Source organism: Pedobacter sp. W3I1 (assembly GCF_030816015.1).
Lineage (GTDB): Bacteria > Bacteroidota > Bacteroidia > Sphingobacteriales > Sphingobacteriaceae > Pedobacter.
This window is the reverse complement of record NZ_JAUSXN010000001.1, coordinates 3,628,140-3,640,770: the sequence shown is the minus strand read 5'-3', so window position 1 is coordinate 3,640,770 and position 12,631 is coordinate 3,628,140. Positions and strand designations below refer to the sequence as shown.

Genomic DNA, 12,631 nt, shown 5'->3' with positions numbered 1-12,631 from the left:
AGATGCTTAATCGATAAGCTACAGTCGAGATGACGATTACTCAAATAAAAACCCCTCGCTAAATTTTAATTAACGAGGGGTTTTGTTTAATGACTATTAACTGAAAATAGCCAATTGCAAACTGGTTAGGCTAATTTACCTAAAGCTTCTTTTATTCTTCTTAACGCTTCAACTAAACTTTCGTCAGATGCTGCGTAAGATAAACGGATGTAGTTGTTGTTACCAAACGAATCGCCACCAACTGTTGCTACGTGGCCAACATTTAATAAATATAAAGCCAGATCAGATGAATCTTTAATTACGTTTCCATCAGCATCTTTTTTACCGAAGAAAGCGCTGATTTCCGGGAAAAAGTAAAATGCCCCTTCAGGAAGATTTGTTTTTACACCAGGAATTTCATTTAACAAATTGTAAACCAATTCTCTACGGCGTAAAAATGCTTCTTTCATTTCTAAAACACTGGCTAAACCTTGCTCGTAAGCAACAATTCCGGCTCTTTGTGCAATAGAACAGGTTCCGGAAGTAGTTTGCCCTTGTAATTTATCGTTAGCGGCTGCGATTTCTTTATTAGCGGCGATATAACCTAATCTCCAGCCCGTCATGGCGAAAGCTTTAGAGAAACCGTTAACAATGATTACACGGTCTTTAATGCTGTCGAATTGAGCAATAGATTCATGTTTATCAACAAAGTTAATGTGCTCATAAATCTCATCAGATAAGATATAGATATCAGGGTATTTTTCGAAAACGGCAACCAGCGCTGCTAATTCTTCTCTGTTATAAACCGAACCTGTTGGATTACAAGGGGAAGAAAACATAAATAATTTCGATTTTGGGGTAATGGCTGCTTCTAATTGCGCAGGTGTGATTTTGAAATCACTTTCGATATCCGTATCGATAAAAACAGATTTTCCTTCTGCCAGGATTACCATTTCTGAATAGGAAACCCAATAAGGTGTTGGGATAATTACTTCATCACCTGGATCAATTAAAGTTAAAATAACATTCGATAACGATTGTTTTGCACCGGTTGAAACAACAATCTGAGAAATATCATAATCCAGGTTGTTTTCTGTTTTTAATTTGTTTACGATCGCCTGGCGCAGGTCTGGGTAGCCCGGTACCGGCGAATAACGTGTATAATTTTCATCTAATGCCTTTTTAGCGGCATTTTTTACGTGATCGGGTGTATTAAAATCGGGTTCGCCAACACTTAAACTAATGATGTTAATGCCTTTAGACGCTAATTCGCGGCCAAGTTTGGTCATTTTAAGGGTTGCAGATTCTGATAAACTGTTGATTCTTTTGGATAAGGTGCTCATGGTTAATTACTTTGACCGCAAATATATAAACCAAATATTATTCTGCACTAAAAAAGACATAGTTTTTCTCATTTAATTTATTCGATAAGCGTATTTTTGAAAAAAATATTCTTGTGTCGGTAAAAAAGAAAGCAATAATAATTTCTCTGGTGGTGAGTGTGGTGCTGATGTTGGCCAAGTTTGTTGCGTATTTTATTACGGGTTCAAATGCGATCTTAACAGATGCGGCAGAGAGTATTGTAAACGTAATTGCAGGCAGTTTTGCCTTTTATAGTATCTACCTTAGTACGCAACCCCGAGACGAAAATCATCCTTATGGACATGGAAAAGTTGAGTTTTTCTCCGCCTTTGTTGAAGGGATATTGATTCTGATTGCGGGAGTGGTTATTATTTTCAAATCATCGTACAACCTTATCTATCCTCATGTGGTGGGTGAGCTATTAACCGGAACGTTAATTATTGGTATTACGGGCCTGATTAATCTGATTGTTGGCCTATACCTTATAAACGTAGGTAAAGATGAACATTCGGTTACTTTGCAGGCTGATGGCAAACATTTGTTAACTGATACCTATACCAGTGGCGCGATTGTTATTGGCTTAATATTAATTCAATTAACAAATATTATTTGGCTAGATAGCCTACTTTCTTTTTTAGTAGGCTTTTATATCATTTATTCTGGTTATAAACTTACCCGTGGTTCGGTGGGTGGCTTAATGGATGAAAGTGATTTTACCCTTGTTGAAGAAGTAGTTGATGTGTTGCAAAAGAACAGACACAACCCCTGGATCGATGTGCACAATCTGCGTACGCAGCAGTATGGCCCTGAATTTCATATTGATTGCCACGTAACCTTGCCGTATTATTTTGATTTAAATAAAGTTCACCGCGAAATTTCACAGATTGATGAACTGATCAACAAAAATGGCTTTCGTAAAGCAGAGCTTTTTATTCACGCAGATCCTTGCTTGCCCGCATGCTGTCATTATTGCCACATGAGCGAATGCCCTGTTAGGGCTGAGGCTTTTAGAAAAGAAATTGTGTGGACACCTGAAATCGTAATCAAAAATAAAAAGCATTTCGAAAATGAGCTACTTTAATGTTAGGGTTTATGGATTGTTAATTAACCAGAATAATGAGGTTTTGGTGAGTGATGAAGAGGAATATGGCTTTCGTTTCAGTAAGTTTCCTGGTGGCGGATTAGAGTTTGGTGAAGGTTTAATTGATGGATTAAAACGTGAGTTTATGGAAGAGTGTGGTGCTGAAATTGAAGTATTATCTCATTTTTATACCACAGATTTTTTTGAAAAATCATCATTTAACGATAGCCAGGTTATTAGCGTGTATTATATTGTTAGCGAAAAAGCCCCTTTGCAATTGGCTTTTAAAGATACCATTTACGATTTCGACGGAGAAGGTGAAATTCTTCAGGCTTTTAGGTGGGTGAAAATTGAAGATTTAAATATTGAAGATATCACCTTTAAGACAGACAAAACCGTCACTCAGCTTTTAAAAAATCAATATTCAGTTAAATTATAATCATGATTCCCGATTCGTCCAAACTCTATACTCCAAGCTCCCAACTCAATTTAACTGAACGCGATCAAAAGGTCATCTGGCATCCTTATACCCAAATGAAGAATGCGCTACTCCACATTCCGATTGTTAGGGGCGAGGGCGTTTATGTGTTTGATGAAAATGGAAAAAGATATATCGATGCGGTTTCATCCTGGTGGGTTAATATTCATGGTCATTCACACCCTTATATTGCACAAAAAGTAGCAGAACAGCTCCATGTGCTGGAGCACGTAATTTTTGCAGGTTTTACGCATGAGCCCGCTGTATTGCTTGCAGAAAGGCTTTTGCCCATATTGCCAGGCAAACAAGATAAAGTTTTTTATACTGATAACGGATCAACGGCGGTAGAAGTAGCCTTAAAAATGTGCCTGCAGTACTGGGACAATAAAGGCACACCAAAAACGAAAATCTTGGCCTTTAAAAATGCCTATCATGGTGATACTTTCGGTGCCATGTCTGTTAGTGGCCGCAGTATTTTTACTGATGCTTTTAATAGTTTATTATTTGATGTCGAGTTTATCGATCTGCCTAACGAAGATAATATTTTGGCTCTCCAAACTAGAATCTCCCAACTCCAAACTGAGGTGGCTTGTTTTATCTTCGAGCCACTTATTCTAGGATCTGGTGGAATGCTCATGTACGAGGCTAAATATTTGGATCAACTTTTATCAGCTTGCAAAGAAGCAGAAATCTTAACTATTGCCGATGAGGTAATGACGGGTTTTGGTAGAACGGGAACTTACTTCGCCTGCGAGAAATTAATGAATAAGCCTGACATTATTTGTTTAAGCAAAGGTTTAACAGGCGGAACAATGCCTTTAGGCGTAACCACTTGTACAAAGGAGATCTTTGAAGCATTTTTAAGTGATGATAAATTAAAAACGCTTTACCATGGGCACTCTTTTACCGCAAACCCGATTGCTTGTGTTGCTTCTTTAGCGAGTTTAGATATTTTACTAAAAAGCGAAACGCTTCAGAATATCAAACGGGTAGAAGCCAAACATGCTGTTTTTCTGAAAGAAATTAAAGCGCATCCTAAAGTTAAAGCCATTAGGCAAACGGGAACCATTATTGCAATTGAGTGGGAAACAGGAAATGAAACTTCTTATTTAAGTAATCTACGTAATGTATTGTATGCTTACTTTTTAGATAAGGGAATTATATTGCGGCCATTGGGAAATATTATCTATATTCTTCCTCCATATATAATCAGCGATGAAGATCTGGAATATATTTATGCAGCGATAAAATCGGCTTTAGAAGAAGTATAAGTAGTTTTAGGGTCGTAGCGAGACGCTATATCCAATAATTAGAACTTAGTTTGAGGCACTTGTCAGTCTGAGCGGAGTCAAAGACCTTTACGTTAAAAAAAATCAAGAAAGATTTTCTTTTAACTACGCTACTATTGATAAATACCTTTAGAGAGGTCGTCATTCTCGCGCAGGCGGGAATCTTAAAGTAATTTACAAATCAAGCTAGAACATTAAGATTCCTATCAAGTTGGGAATACCTGTGGTGTAAGATGTTACCATCTTACACTTCATTAAATCTTTTAGATAGATGCTAAGTCAGGTGGTAACACCTGACTTCACTATAAATTCAGAATGACGAACGAGTGAGACTAAGCTTCAGGTTCTAAATAGTTTTTAAGCGCATCGTTAACAAAATAAGTCCAGCCACCATTGAAACTTGTTTTAGCAAAGTCAGGGCCGTTCTCAGCAAAGCTTTCTACGCCGCTATGTGTTAATTTTAATCTGGTTTGCTCGCCTTGTTCAAATAACTCCCAGCTAACAACAGAATTGCCCGGATAGCCATCGTATCGCCAGGTGTAAGCGAGCTTCCTGCCCTCAACAATTTCTGTTATTTCGCAGAGATGTAAATATTGCGGTCCATCATCAGGGCCTCCGGAAAACTCGAATTTAAAACCCACTTCTGGTTTAAAGTTTTCCAATTGAAAATACCACTGTTTAATTTCATTATTATCGGTTAAAGCTTTCCAAACTTTTTCGATAGGGGCGTTATATACCCGTTCTACAATAATTGCTTCGTTTTTCATCTTTATTTTGATTTAGTTTCTTTTGATAAGTGTATTTCTAAAGCGTCTAATTTGCTTGTCCAAAAAGTACGGTATTGTTCTACCCATTTAGATACTTCTGCGAGTTTTTGAAATTGTATATTACAGTACCGTTCACGGCCTTGTTGTGTAATTTCTACCAAACCGCATTCCGTTAAAACTTTAATGTGCTGTGAAATGGCAGGACGGCTCATATTGAAATTTTCGGCTATGGCGTTTAGGTTTAAAGTATGATGAGCAATCAGGTTGATGATTTCTCTTCGGGTAGGATCGGCAATGGCCTGAAATACATCTCTTCTCATAAAAATAATTGCGTAAGTAATTGCTTACAAATATAAGTGTAAGTAATTGCTTACGCAAATTTTAGTTTATTTTTTAGTTAAAACTAACCTAAGGGCATTTTGCTCATATCCATATAAAGAATACTCCACCTTTGTCCATCCAGGTCAATAAAACCGCAACCATACATCCAGCCATCTTTGTAACCAGGCTCGCCATAAAGTGTACCACCGGCAGCTACCACTTTTTCCGCCAGATCATCTACTTCTTCCGGACTTTCTGCATCAAAAGAAAATAATACTTCGCCACCATGGCGTTTATCGGCAATGCTGGTTCCTGCAAAACCTTCGTACAAAGCTTCTTCAAAAAGCATAATGGCTAAATTACTTTCTCCTACTAAAAAGCAGGCCGAATCTTCGCGGGCGCCATATTGCAGGTTAAGGGTGAAACCAAGTTGTGTGAAGAATGCTTTAGACTTATTAATGTCCTTTACCGGAAGATTTATCCAAAGTGATTTTGTCATAATGTTTTATATTTTGGTGTAAGTAAAGATAGGTAAGCAGCAATGGAATTGTCCTTGCTAAAAAAGAAAATTTACAGGGCTATTTGAGACAATTTAGGCTATCGTGATCGGCTTATATTTTCTTCTATTCCTTATATGGTTTAAGCATTGAGGCATGTTGCGCCTAATAAAGCACAGTGCTTAGCCTCTGTTTTTTTATAGGCTTATTGGTAAGTGAAGTTATTGCTAATTTTACCATGTAAGGCATTTAAGGGCATTATAGCTCACTAAGTTTAGGCATGTTACTTAGGGATGATTCACTTAACGTTTGTATTTTTCGGAAAGCTTTTTAGGTGCTACGTTACTATAAGAAAGTGTAAGCGCATCGATGATCATTTCATCTGTTAATTCTGCCAGGTCAAAAATAGTCCAGCCTTGTTTACCCCAGGCTCCGGTAGCCGGCCATATATTGTTTGGATCATAATCACAAAAAACAGATTGATCAATTGCTGATAATTTGAATGTCGCCTGCTTTTTTTGAAGATCTAGTGTAGCAAAGATCTTTTTCTTTACCCGGAAAGAAGTTTTTTCGAAATGTGGCTGTTCAAGAGCTTCATCAAAAGACAGACAATGTGCTATAAAAATTGATGAATCCATGGCGTGTAATTAATAATTACAATTTATACAATTTCTGTGGATGTTGTTCTGCGTAATTCAGAATTAAATTTAAAATATAACTATTGGATTGATAGATAGATAAGTTGTTTTTGATGGGAGCCAATCCATCTGATAAGTAATTTTTGTCTGTAAAATAACCCATCCCATAAAACTTTCCGTTTTCAACAACCAAACAGCTAAATTCTTCTTCTTTTCTGCCATCATCTACCAGTGCAAAACTTGGTTGCTGGTTTTGAACGTCACTTAATGCTGCATTTAGCTTTTTGTTGTAAACGGCCACGGTTTCTATTCCACTGCATGCACCAAAACATTGGCCATTTTCATGCGCATAACATTTGGTTGCTGTTTTTTGCAAATAACAGAGCTTTGCACAAAGTTGGTACTTATTAACCAGTTGATTTAAAAAATTATAACCTTCCAATAAACTGTTAAAACTCTGCAGGGCGTTATTGTTCTTTTTATGTTTATCGATCGCTAAACGCAAATAACCGTTTTGATCTTCGAAAACATATAAATCATATTTGTGTTCATAACGTTTCATTGCCCGGTTGTTTTCAGGCCAAAGGCGTTTAATTTCGTTGGCTTCTAATATTAAGGCCATCAGTTCGGTGCCGCAAATTACATGGTCTACATGATGAATAGTACGTAAAAAATCCTGGCGCTGCCGGTTGGGGGTATTACCGGTAAAGTGACTGGTCACACGTTTCTTAAGGTCTTTTGCTTTTCCAACGTAAATAATTTTGCCCTTACTATCTTTAAAATAATATACGCCAGGCCTGTTGGGTAACCTCAAAATAGAAGCTTTATCTAAGTGAGGTGGTAAAACTTGTTCTTTTGATGTTTTTTTCAGCATTTCTGCTATTATGCCTTCCTGGTCGTGTTGCAGTAATAAATTGAAAAGGATACTTGTTGCATCTGCATCTCCGGCTGCCCGGTGTCGATTTTGAATTGGAATCTCTAAGGCTGTACAAAGTTTTCCTAAACTATAAGAAGATTTTCCCGGAATTAGTTTTCTGCTCAAGCGTACAGTACACAGCTTTTTGCATTGTAAATCATATCCTGCAGCTGCCAAATGATGCTTCAAAAAAGAATAATCGAAGTTTACATTGTGTGCCACAAAAATTTTATCGTTTAATAGTTGATAAATCTGTAAAGCAACGTCACCAAAAGTTGGGGCATCCATTAACATGTTATCATCAATACCTGTAAGCGCCGTAATGTAAACGGGTATAGGCTGCTTCGGATTAATTAAAGTAGTGTAAGATTCAACTATTTCATTGCCATCATGGATGTTAATGGCAACCTCGGTAATACCATTTGCTGAGGCATGACCACCAGTGGTTTCGATATCTACAACTGCGTATAACATTAAATTAATTTGAAATACAAATCTATGCTAAAATAATTAGTATGAAAATAATTTTGATTATTTCTTTAGCACAAAAAAAGCGGCTACGTATTTAACGTAACCGCTCCTGTATTTTGTATGTGACTGTTATTTAAGTTTATTGAGCAGTTTGCTTAAATTAGGTTTAATACCAACAGAGATTGGTACCGTGTTAAAAGCCCTGTTCTGGATTTTACTAAAGCCATACATGTAACTGGCCTCCACAAATAAATTAGCACCGCCAATATTGTATTCGATACCGGCCCCACCTTCAGCAATGCCTAAACCATTTGATTTATTATCCTGGGTAACCTGCAAAGTTGATATATTAACCGCTACCTGGGGCGTAAGGATAAATCCGCCACCGGCACCTGCAAAACCATAAAATGCCCATTTATTTACAATCTTACGGTAACCTAATGCCACATTTAATAAATAGGTGGTTGCTCTTCCTTTTTGCAGGGTATAAGTATATCCTGCATCAGGAGTAATCTGGTTAAAAGTGAAAGCATGCAAACTTACCTTTGGATAGAGGAATAAACCGCCATCGCCTAAACCTAAATTTAAACCTAATGATGTTGAAAATTTTGGCTTAAAATAATCTGAAGTTTCACCCATAGGGAATGCAAATCCAATTCCACTCATGGAATAGAGTTTATCCGGTCTGTTTTGTGCTTTTACTTTGATTGATACTGTTGTACATAACAACAGAAGAGATAATAGTAATTTTAATTTCATATCTGATTTTTTAATTTTCGGTTAAAGCATTTACCTTTTGGAGTAAATCTGCCATGTTAAAGGGTTTTTCTAAATAATCATCGGGATGATATTTTTGTGATGCAATATAATTTTCATCATACCTTGCCGATGCCATAATAATGGGTATGTGCGCTGTCTCAGGATTTAACCTTAGCTCTTTAAACACAGCACGACCATCCATTCCATTCAACATAATGTCTAGAATAATCAGATCGGGACTAAAATCTTTTATCGTTTTAAAAATATACCGTGGCGATAGTAGTGGATAAACTTCATAATGTTCAGTTTCTAATACATCCTGGAAAACTTCTAATACATCTGGATCATCATCCACAATCAACACTCTTTTCAAAACAGATAAATCAATTAATTTAATAATAAATAGACCTATCCTAATACAAATTTTTAGACGTAATGTTTTGAATATGCATTAAAATTGATTGGAGTACTGACGGTAGGCTATTAAAGACTGTATTATGGTGTTGGGCGGGGTTTTTCTTGCAGCAAATTGTTCTTAATAAAATTTGCGAAAAGTTCTATATATGTGCCTGAAACTGTAAAAGATGTTTCGCCAGAAAGTAGTATTTTGTTGCCAAGTACACTCTTGATATGCTGTTTTGCAATATAAACAGTAGGGTTAACCTGAATAAAAGCGGAATGTTCTTTTAGCATTTTCAAAGTCTTGATAAAGTTAGATTTTGAACTTAAAAAAGCATTTTTTGTAGTTTTAAACTGAATATCTTCTCCCATTTCTTCTACTGCAATCAACTCATTCAGATCTATCCTTACCAGGTCGCCATTTTCTCCTTGTAATGGGATATAAAAGAAATGATCATCGAAAATGGAAAAAGGATTTTGTGCTTTTTTTCCAGTTGGGTAAAGGCTGTTTATAGTTTTGGCAAAATGTAAAATAGAGTAGGGCTTGAGCAAATAAGCATCCGCATCAACCTTAAAAGCATCGATGGCATAACTTGGGTGGGCTGTAGTAAAAACCAGGTGTTTTGTTTTTTGCCTTAACAGGCTTGCCAGTTCGATTCCGGAAAGTGAAGGCATTTCAACATCCATAAAGATAATGTCAACAGGATCAGATACCGATATTTCTGCCAGGGCTTGGAGCGGTTCAGTAAAAGTTTGAGTAAGCTTTAAATCAGGTAGCTTATCTATATATGCTATCAGGCTCTCCAGAGAATGAGGATCATCATCAATAGCAATACAACTTATTGACATTTTTTATAGGTTTAGTGGATGCAAATTACAATTTCAACTAGTAAAATGGAAAAAAAAATACATTTGAAACAGATTTTTACGTATTCGGCAAGGAAAATCAGCTTTTCTTTTGAGATTATTGTGTAATTTGAAATTTTTGGCTAAAATTATTAAGCAGGCTTCCTATTTAACAATAATAACCAAAATTACTTTGAAATACTGGTTGGAATCAGCAAAGTAGTTGAATTTGGCATTTTTGCCGTAGGTGTAAGCTAAACGCTTCTTTATGTTTTCCATTCCAGAACTTAATCCTGAGTTATCTTTAACTGCCTTTATTAAGTTTGAAGTTTCTATAATAAGTTGACCATTTTCAATTCTCAAACTCACTTCAGCAGGATGTGATGGTGTAAGCAGCTCGCCATGCTTAAACATATTTTCTACCAAAGTGATTAATACTAAAGGAATGATTTTAGTGTGACGTATTTCATCATCGTACCAGAAACGGAGCTGTACATGGTGATCTTTACGAAGCTGATGCAGGTTGATGAGGTTTTCTACCTGGTTAATTTCCTCATCAAGCAAAATAAATTCTTTATCCTTATTGCTGTCAACCGAATAGCGCATCATCTCTGCAAGAGAATGAATGGCTTCTGCAGCAACCGGAGCAGAATCCTTAGCGTTTTGATAAATAAAATCTAAAGTATTAAATAACAGATGAGGCTGTATTTGTGCTTTTAAAAAGGCATTTTCTGATTTAGCTATTTGGATAATGTTATTTAACCGTTGTTTTTCCAGGTCTTCAATCTTTTTTCGTTCTTCGAGAAAATTAAGGAGAAAATAGTAACTGGTAGCAAAACACATAAAGTATATGGCACGATAAATCGGCGCAGCAAAAAAAGCCGCGTTAAATATCAGTTTAATAGGACCATTATAATCCGTGTAGTGAATTACGATATAATCTAAACAAACCGTTAGTATTAAATAAGCGCCCAGTTCGAGTAAAATAAACAGGGGTAATTTCCACCATCTTTCCTTAATTTTTTTTAGGGCAAAAGCCAAAATTACGTGCGCATGGAAATAAAACGTAGCGATGTTTAAACTATAAAAAATAATATAAGTGCTCAGTGTAGAGAATCTGCCAACAAAGATGCCAACGATTATGGCCTCGTAAAATATGAATATGGTCCAACTTAAAATGTGAAGTCTTTTGTCGGGAAACCAGCTTAAAATTTTGTATAATTTGGTTTTTTTAGCGATAAGCGTCATTGGCTAATTAATTGAGGAACGGCTATGTATGTATGCTGAACAATAAAACCGTAAGCGTTTAATTGTTAGATAACGAAAATACTAAAAAATTAGTTTAAGAGCGATTAGTTTTAATCGTTTTCTCTTTGATGTAATCCTGTATGCTCTCCCGGTAACTATTTCCAATGTTGATGGTTAAATCATTGATCATTTTTAAGGTATTACCCTCTACTTTTTCAATGTAGTTTTTAGCGATAATAAACGAGCGGTGTGCCTGGGCAAAATTCTGATAGTCTTTTAAAATAATTTTTATCTCTGATAAGGCAATGTATGATACAATCGTTTCGTTTAAGGTAAAAATCCGGACATAGTTCTGCAGACTTTCTACCGCAACGATATCGGTATACCTTACTTTAATCAAATTGTTCTTCTCATTTTTATTCCTCACAAAGAAATAGTCATCCTCTTGCCTAATACTAACATTTGGTAAGCCGGGGCTATGGGGAAATAACCTGTTGATGGTCTCCGCGAAACGGGCAAAGGTATATGGTTTTAATAAATAAGCATTTGCATTCATTTCAAAAGCTTCATAGGCATATTTAGAATGGGATGTGGTAAAAATTAATTTGTTCGTTTTATGTCTGATTGCCTTTGATAGTTCTAATCCTGAAATCATAGGCATATCAACATCTATAAAAACAATGTCAACGTGATCTCCTGCTGTAATTTCGTTTAATGCCTGTAACGGATCGGTATATGATTTTATTAAATGAATGTTTGTGAGATTATTGATGTATGATTTTATACCGTTGACGGCGTGAATGTCGTCATCAATTACGATACATGTTAATTTCATTAGGTGTGTTTTAAGGTTAAGCGAAATTATAGGTTGCTTTTTAAATAAAGAAATTATTTTAGGCCTGTAATGATGTTTAGTCGGTTTTTGTAGTAAATATGATACGTATATGTTTTTTTCCTGCAAGAAACATGATTAGCAAAAATCGACAATGATTTTTTTTGCGAAATAAATAAAACAAAATAATTTAATTGCTTGTATAACAATATATTGCATTTTGAATCGTAGTTAGTAATAGATGTATTTAATAACCAAAATAATTATCCCTATTACCTAAAACAATATCCCATGAAAAATAGAATCCGCACCACCAACAGATTAAACGTATCTATTACCAAAAAGGTTATTGAACTGCAGGAGCAAGGTTACGACTGTGATTTTCTTCTGCTGGCCAACGGCAGTTTGCAGTGCATGCAAACTAACTTAAATTATCCGGTAAGCACAGTGGCTATTAAACAAAGGGAGCATGGCTACGATTTCTTAAGCCATTCGTACAAACACGTACATACCATAGAAACAGGTAATGGTGAAAAAGGTGTATTACTTACCGAAAAAGCATTTTAATATATCGCTTCACTCTTTTCTAATTTAACCGTAACCTACGGTTCAGTTTACTATGTTTTAATAGGACCATTTAATGTATATGGCCTAAATTAAACCATCAACACCGAAATATCCGACAATACATCGGTTGCACGTTTAGTAAAAAACTTTTTCTTATTTTTTTTTGTTTAGATTTTATTTA

At 35.8% G+C, this 12,631-nt stretch carries 15 protein-coding genes; 4 read left to right on the top strand and 11 right to left on the bottom strand.

Annotated features, from left to right (window positions below):
- Positions 1-125: 125 nt before the first annotated feature.
- Positions 126-1,322 carry a pyridoxal phosphate-dependent aminotransferase gene (locus tag QF042_RS15140; protein ID WP_307529804.1) on the bottom strand — a complete coding sequence of 399 codons (1,197 nt, stop codon included), beginning with the start codon at positions 1,320-1,322 and terminating at the stop codon, positions 126-128.
- Between the two features lie 113 nt (positions 1,323-1,435).
- On the opposite strand from QF042_RS15140, the gene QF042_RS15135 reads away from it, so the two are divergent.
- From QF042_RS15135 to bioA, 3 genes are read left to right on the top strand one after another with little or no spacing between them, the layout of a single operon-like run.
- Positions 1,436-2,422 (top strand): cation diffusion facilitator family transporter, encoded by a 987-nt coding sequence (locus QF042_RS15135; RefSeq protein ID WP_307529802.1) that lies wholly within the window; start codon positions 1,436-1,438, stop codon positions 2,420-2,422.
- Positions 2,409-2,861: an NUDIX domain-containing protein gene (locus QF042_RS15130; RefSeq protein WP_307529800.1), complete on the top strand. Its 453-nt coding sequence runs from the start codon at positions 2,409-2,411 to the stop codon at positions 2,859-2,861. Before QF042_RS15135 ends, QF042_RS15130 begins: the two co-directional genes overlap by 14 nt.
- Positions 2,862-2,863: 2 nt before the next feature.
- Complete coding sequence (bioA, locus tag QF042_RS15125; protein ID WP_307529798.1) at positions 2,864-4,171, top strand: adenosylmethionine--8-amino-7-oxononanoate transaminase; 1,308 nt, start codon at positions 2,864-2,866, stop codon at positions 4,169-4,171.
- A 350-nt stretch (positions 4,172-4,521) separates the two neighbouring features.
- Here bioA and QF042_RS15120 read toward each other — a convergent pair whose 3' ends face one another.
- The 10 genes from QF042_RS15120 to QF042_RS15075 form a co-directional block, all read right to left on the bottom strand.
- Positions 4,522-4,956 carry an SRPBCC domain-containing protein gene (locus tag QF042_RS15120; protein WP_307529796.1) on the bottom strand — a complete coding sequence of 145 codons (435 nt, stop codon included), beginning with the start codon at positions 4,954-4,956 and terminating at the stop codon, positions 4,522-4,524.
- Between the two features lie 2 nt (positions 4,957-4,958).
- Positions 4,959-5,276 (bottom strand): helix-turn-helix transcriptional regulator, encoded by a 318-nt coding sequence (locus QF042_RS15115; RefSeq protein WP_307529793.1) that lies wholly within the window; start codon positions 5,274-5,276, stop codon positions 4,959-4,961.
- A gap of 83 nt (positions 5,277-5,359) precedes the next feature.
- Positions 5,360-5,776 carry a VOC family protein gene (locus QF042_RS15110; protein WP_307529791.1) on the bottom strand — a complete coding sequence of 139 codons (417 nt, stop codon included), beginning with the start codon at positions 5,774-5,776 and terminating at the stop codon, positions 5,360-5,362.
- Between the two features lie 300 nt (positions 5,777-6,076).
- A complete protein-coding gene (locus QF042_RS15105; protein ID WP_307529789.1) occupies positions 6,077-6,412 on the bottom strand; it encodes an MmcQ/YjbR family DNA-binding protein in 336 nt (111 codons plus the stop codon).
- Between the two features lie 16 nt (positions 6,413-6,428).
- Positions 6,429-7,802, bottom strand: coding sequence for an exonuclease domain-containing protein (locus tag QF042_RS15100; protein WP_307529788.1), 1,374 nt, complete (start codon positions 7,800-7,802; stop codon positions 6,429-6,431).
- 126 nt (positions 7,803-7,928) lie between these two features.
- Entirely contained in the window at positions 7,929-8,558 is a 630-nt protein-coding gene (locus QF042_RS15095; RefSeq protein WP_307529785.1) for an autotransporter outer membrane beta-barrel domain-containing protein, read from the bottom strand.
- 10 nt (positions 8,559-8,568) lie between these two features.
- Positions 8,569-8,922, bottom strand: a complete 354-nt coding sequence (locus QF042_RS15090) for a two-component system response regulator (protein WP_307533302.1) — start codon at positions 8,920-8,922, stop codon at positions 8,569-8,571.
- A gap of 131 nt (positions 8,923-9,053) precedes the next feature.
- The gene (locus tag QF042_RS15085; protein WP_307529783.1) at positions 9,054-9,806 is read right to left on the bottom strand and encodes a LytTR family DNA-binding domain-containing protein; all 753 of its coding nucleotides are present in this window, start codon (positions 9,804-9,806) and stop codon (positions 9,054-9,056) included.
- Positions 9,807-9,968: 162 nt separating this feature from the next.
- The gene (locus QF042_RS15080; RefSeq protein ID WP_307529781.1) at positions 9,969-11,051 is read right to left on the bottom strand and encodes a sensor histidine kinase; all 1,083 of its coding nucleotides are present in this window, start codon (positions 11,049-11,051) and stop codon (positions 9,969-9,971) included.
- Between the two features lie 94 nt (positions 11,052-11,145).
- Complete coding sequence (locus QF042_RS15075; RefSeq protein ID WP_307529779.1) at positions 11,146-11,886, bottom strand: LytTR family DNA-binding domain-containing protein; 741 nt, start codon at positions 11,884-11,886, stop codon at positions 11,146-11,148.
- A gap of 288 nt (positions 11,887-12,174) precedes the next feature.
- Here QF042_RS15075 and QF042_RS15070 point away from each other — a divergent pair, with 288 nt between their 5' ends.
- Positions 12,175-12,450, top strand: coding sequence for a hypothetical protein (locus QF042_RS15070; protein WP_307529777.1), 276 nt, complete (start codon positions 12,175-12,177; stop codon positions 12,448-12,450).
- Positions 12,451-12,631 lie beyond the last annotated feature (181 nt).

Coding starts and splice junctions, on each gene's coding strand:
- QF042_RS15095 (WP_307529785.1), bottom strand. CDS start 8,558: ATGAAATTAAAATTACTATTATCTCTTCTGTTGTTATGTACAACAGTA.
- QF042_RS15115 (WP_307529793.1), bottom strand. CDS start 5,276: ATGAGAAGAGATGTATTTCAGGCCATTGCCGATCCTACCCGAAGAGAA.
- QF042_RS15100 (WP_307529788.1), bottom strand. CDS start 7,802: ATGTTATACGCAGTTGTAGATATCGAAACCACTGGTGGTCATGCCTCA.
- bioA (WP_307529798.1), top strand. CDS start 2,864: ATGATTCCCGATTCGTCCAAACTCTATACTCCAAGCTCCCAACTCAAT.
- QF042_RS15110 (WP_307529791.1), bottom strand. CDS start 5,776: ATGACAAAATCACTTTGGATAAATCTTCCGGTAAAGGACATTAATAAG.
- QF042_RS15080 (WP_307529781.1), bottom strand. CDS start 11,051: ATGACGCTTATCGCTAAAAAAACCAAATTATACAAAATTTTAAGCTGG.
- QF042_RS15075 (WP_307529779.1), bottom strand. CDS start 11,886: ATGAAATTAACATGTATCGTAATTGATGACGACATTCACGCCGTCAAC.
- QF042_RS15130 (WP_307529800.1), top strand. CDS start 2,409: ATGAGCTACTTTAATGTTAGGGTTTATGGATTGTTAATTAACCAGAAT.
- QF042_RS15120 (WP_307529796.1), bottom strand. CDS start 4,956: ATGAAAAACGAAGCAATTATTGTAGAACGGGTATATAACGCCCCTATC.
- QF042_RS15105 (WP_307529789.1), bottom strand. CDS start 6,412: ATGGATTCATCAATTTTTATAGCACATTGTCTGTCTTTTGATGAAGCT.
- QF042_RS15070 (WP_307529777.1), top strand. CDS start 12,175: ATGAAAAATAGAATCCGCACCACCAACAGATTAAACGTATCTATTACC.
- QF042_RS15085 (WP_307529783.1), bottom strand. CDS start 9,806: ATGTCAATAAGTTGTATTGCTATTGATGATGATCCTCATTCTCTGGAG.
- QF042_RS15140 (WP_307529804.1), bottom strand. CDS start 1,322: ATGAGCACCTTATCCAAAAGAATCAACAGTTTATCAGAATCTGCAACC.